Here is a 2,854-nt window from a genome sequence, read left to right as displayed (position 1 = left end):
CATGAACGCCACGCTGGTGATGGGCTTGGTCATGGAATAGATGCGGAACAGCGTGTCTTCGCTCAGAGGCCTGCCACGCTCCACGTCTGCCAGTCCGAGGCAGCTTTGGTGCACCACCTCGCCCCGGCGGTAAATCAGAGTCTGAGCATTGGGCAGCTTGCCGGTCTCGATGTAGCGCGACTGGAGAAACCGGTCCAAGCGCGCAAGCCGTTCAGCGCAAAACCCCATGCGTCCGGACCCGTGGCTCATCTGTTCCCCTTACGCCGCCTGGCAACACCCTGGGCAGGCCAAATCACAGCCACGCCCTTGCGTTCAAATGGTTAAACAGCGCCTGCCCGCTTGTCGAGGGGCCATGCCGCCGTCACCCGCTGGCTATGCAGTGCGTGCGATCTATTATCCGGACAATTCCTGGTGATAAGGCCATCTTCCTTGCCGATGGTGCCGCCATCCCATAAAAGCCCACTGAATAATTCCACATTATTAATTCATCGCCCGGAGCATGGTCCCATGCGCAAGGTTTCCCTGATGACTAAAGTTGTAATTGGCGTAATTGGTCTGCTTGCCGCCGTGGTGGGCGAGCGCGTCGTGACCGAGCGGGAAACCCTGTCCGGCGTGCCGTCGGTCATTGATGGCGACACGCTCGATCTCCACGGCCAGCGCATTCGCCTCCATGGCATCGACGCGCCGGAATCCCGGCAACTCTGCCGCAAGTCCGGCCAGTCCGTCCGCTGCGGACAGAACGCGGCGCTGGCGCTCGATGCCCTGATCCGGCATCGCCCGGTAAAATGCGAGCAGAAGGACAAGGACCGCTACGGCCGCGTGGTTGCCGTGTGCCGTCTTGGCTCGACCGATCTCAACGGCTGGATGGTCCAGCAGGGCCACGCCCTCGCCTACCGCTCCTATTCGGAAGATTATGTGCGGCAGGAAGCTGAAGCCCAGCAGTTGAAGCGCGGCGTCTGGGCCGGCGCATTCGATTATCCGTGGGACTGGCGGCGCGGCAAGCGCGAGGCCGACCCCAAGACGACGCCCAGGTCCCCCTCGGCCGTGCAGACGGTCACTGCGGGCGAGTGCAAGATCAAGGGCAACATCACCGCCAAGGGGGAGAAGGTCTATCACACGGCCGAAAGCCCGTGGTATGCCAGAACCAACATCAACACCTCCAAGGGGGAGCGCTGGTTCTGCTCTGAACGCGAGGCCAAGGCGGCAGGCTGGCGGCCTGCCCAGTGGTGACGCCCTTATAAAAACCCTGACCAGACGGGATGCCGCCATGACGCAGATACAAGACGTCCGCCAGTTCTCTCCCGCCGCCGAGCGCAACCGGGAGCCGATCCTGCAGGTACTGCGCCGTCATCTGCCGGCCGCGGGCCTTGTGCTGGAAATCGCCAGCGGCACCGGCCAGCACGTGGCGCATTTCGCAGCCTCTCTGCCGGAACTAGAGTGGCAGCCGAGCGATCTCAGCACGGACCTTCACCCCTCGATCCGCGCTTGGGTTGAAGACGCCGGGCTCGCCAACGTGCGTACGCCCTTACAGCTCGATGTGACTGCCGACGCGTGGCCGGTTGAGCAGGCCGAGGCCATCGTCTGCATCAACATGATCCATATCAGCCCATGGGCGGCAACCGAGGGCCTGCTGCGCGGCGCGGCCCGCCTGCTGCCGCAGGGCGGCGTGCTGTATCTCTACGGCCCCTACAAGCGCGGCGGCCAGCACACCGCGCCGAGCAATGCGGACTTTGATGCCAGCCTCAAGGCCCGCAATCCCGAATGGGGCGTGCGCAATCTTGAGGACGTGGAGAGCCTCGCCGGCACCCACGGCTTTGAGCCTGTGAAAGTGGTCGAAATGCCCGCCAACAACCTGTCCGTCGTCTTCCGGCGCGCCTGATCCCGCACCGCAGGTCGCTAGGACAGGTAGGGCCGCAGCCGTTCCATCGCCGCGTGCAGCACCTCCGGCGCGCGGGCGAAGCACAGGCGCACGAACCGCTCCGAGCCCCTGCCGAAGAACATGCCCGGTGCAAGCCCCACCTGCGTCGCGTTCAGAATATCAAGGCACGCGGCGCGGCTGTCTTCCATCCCGTCGATCTCGATGAAGGCGTACATCGCCGCCTCGGGCCGCGCCCGCAGTGTCACGCGCGGCATCTGCTCCAGCGCATCGCAGACGATTTCCATGCCCTGCCGGCAGTAGCGGTTCATCTCGGCCACAAAAGCCTCGCCGTCCCGAATGGCGGCAATGCCTGCATGCTGAAGGAACGTGGCGGTGCCGCTGGTCGTGTATTGCACCATCATGGCAAGGCGCGGCCCGAGCGAGGGCGGATGCACCAGCCACCCCAGCCGCCAGCCCGTCATCGCCCAGGCCTTGGAAAAGCTGTTGATGACGAGCACCCGGTCTTCGGGCTCGCTGATATCCAGAATGGTATCACCCGCCGTGCGCCCGAAGACGAGACGATAATAGACTTCATCCGCAATCAGCCAGATACCGCGCGGGCGGGCGAACTCCAGCAATTCCTTCTGCTGGGCGAGCGGGATCATCGCGCCCGTGGGGTTGCCGGGGGAGGCATAGAAAATCGCCTTCGTGCGATCATCGCACGCCGCCGCCACCTTGCCCAGATCCAGCGTCCAGCCCCGCTCGTCCAGGTCCATGCGCACCGAGCGTACCTCGCCGCCCAGGAGCTGCGTTATCCCGCCGATGTTCGGCCAGACCGGATCGATGACGACGATATTATCGCCCGGCGTCAGAACCAGCTGCACTGCCAGCATAATGGCGGGCATGCCGCCGGAGGTCACGGTGATCCGCTCCGGCCCCACCGCCGTGCTGCACAGGCGGGTGTGATAGTCCGCCAGCGTCTGGCGCAGCGCCGGG

At 64.8% G+C, this 2,854-nt stretch carries 4 protein-coding genes; 2 read left to right on the top strand and 2 right to left on the bottom strand.

Going from position 1 to position 2,854, the window contains the following annotated elements:
* On the bottom strand, nt 1-249 hold a 249-nt coding region (locus VIG90_RS15195), incomplete at its 3' end, for a serine hydrolase domain-containing protein (RefSeq protein WP_331594363.1).
* A 276-nt stretch (nt 250-525) separates the two neighbouring features.
* On the opposite strand from VIG90_RS15195, the gene VIG90_RS15190 reads away from it, so the two are divergent.
* Entirely contained in the window at nt 526-1,230 is a 705-nt protein-coding gene (locus tag VIG90_RS15190) for a thermonuclease family protein (protein WP_331594362.1), read from the top strand.
* A 37-nt stretch (nt 1,231-1,267) separates the two neighbouring features.
* A complete protein-coding gene (locus tag VIG90_RS15185) occupies nt 1,268-1,879 on the top strand; it encodes a DUF938 domain-containing protein (RefSeq protein WP_331594361.1) in 612 nt (203 codons plus the stop codon).
* A gap of 17 nt (nt 1,880-1,896) precedes the next feature.
* On the opposite strand, the gene VIG90_RS15180 is transcribed toward VIG90_RS15185, so the two are convergent.
* Nucleotides 1,897-2,854, bottom strand: a 958-nt coding sequence (locus VIG90_RS15180) for an aminotransferase class I/II-fold pyridoxal phosphate-dependent enzyme (RefSeq protein ID WP_331594360.1), incomplete at its 5' end; no start/stop codon positions are given.

This window comes from Pedomonas sp. (genome assembly GCF_036515995.1).
GTDB lineage: Bacteria > Pseudomonadota > Alphaproteobacteria > Sphingomonadales > Sphingomonadaceae > Pedomonas.
This window is presented reverse-complemented; position numbering and strand designations above follow the sequence as displayed.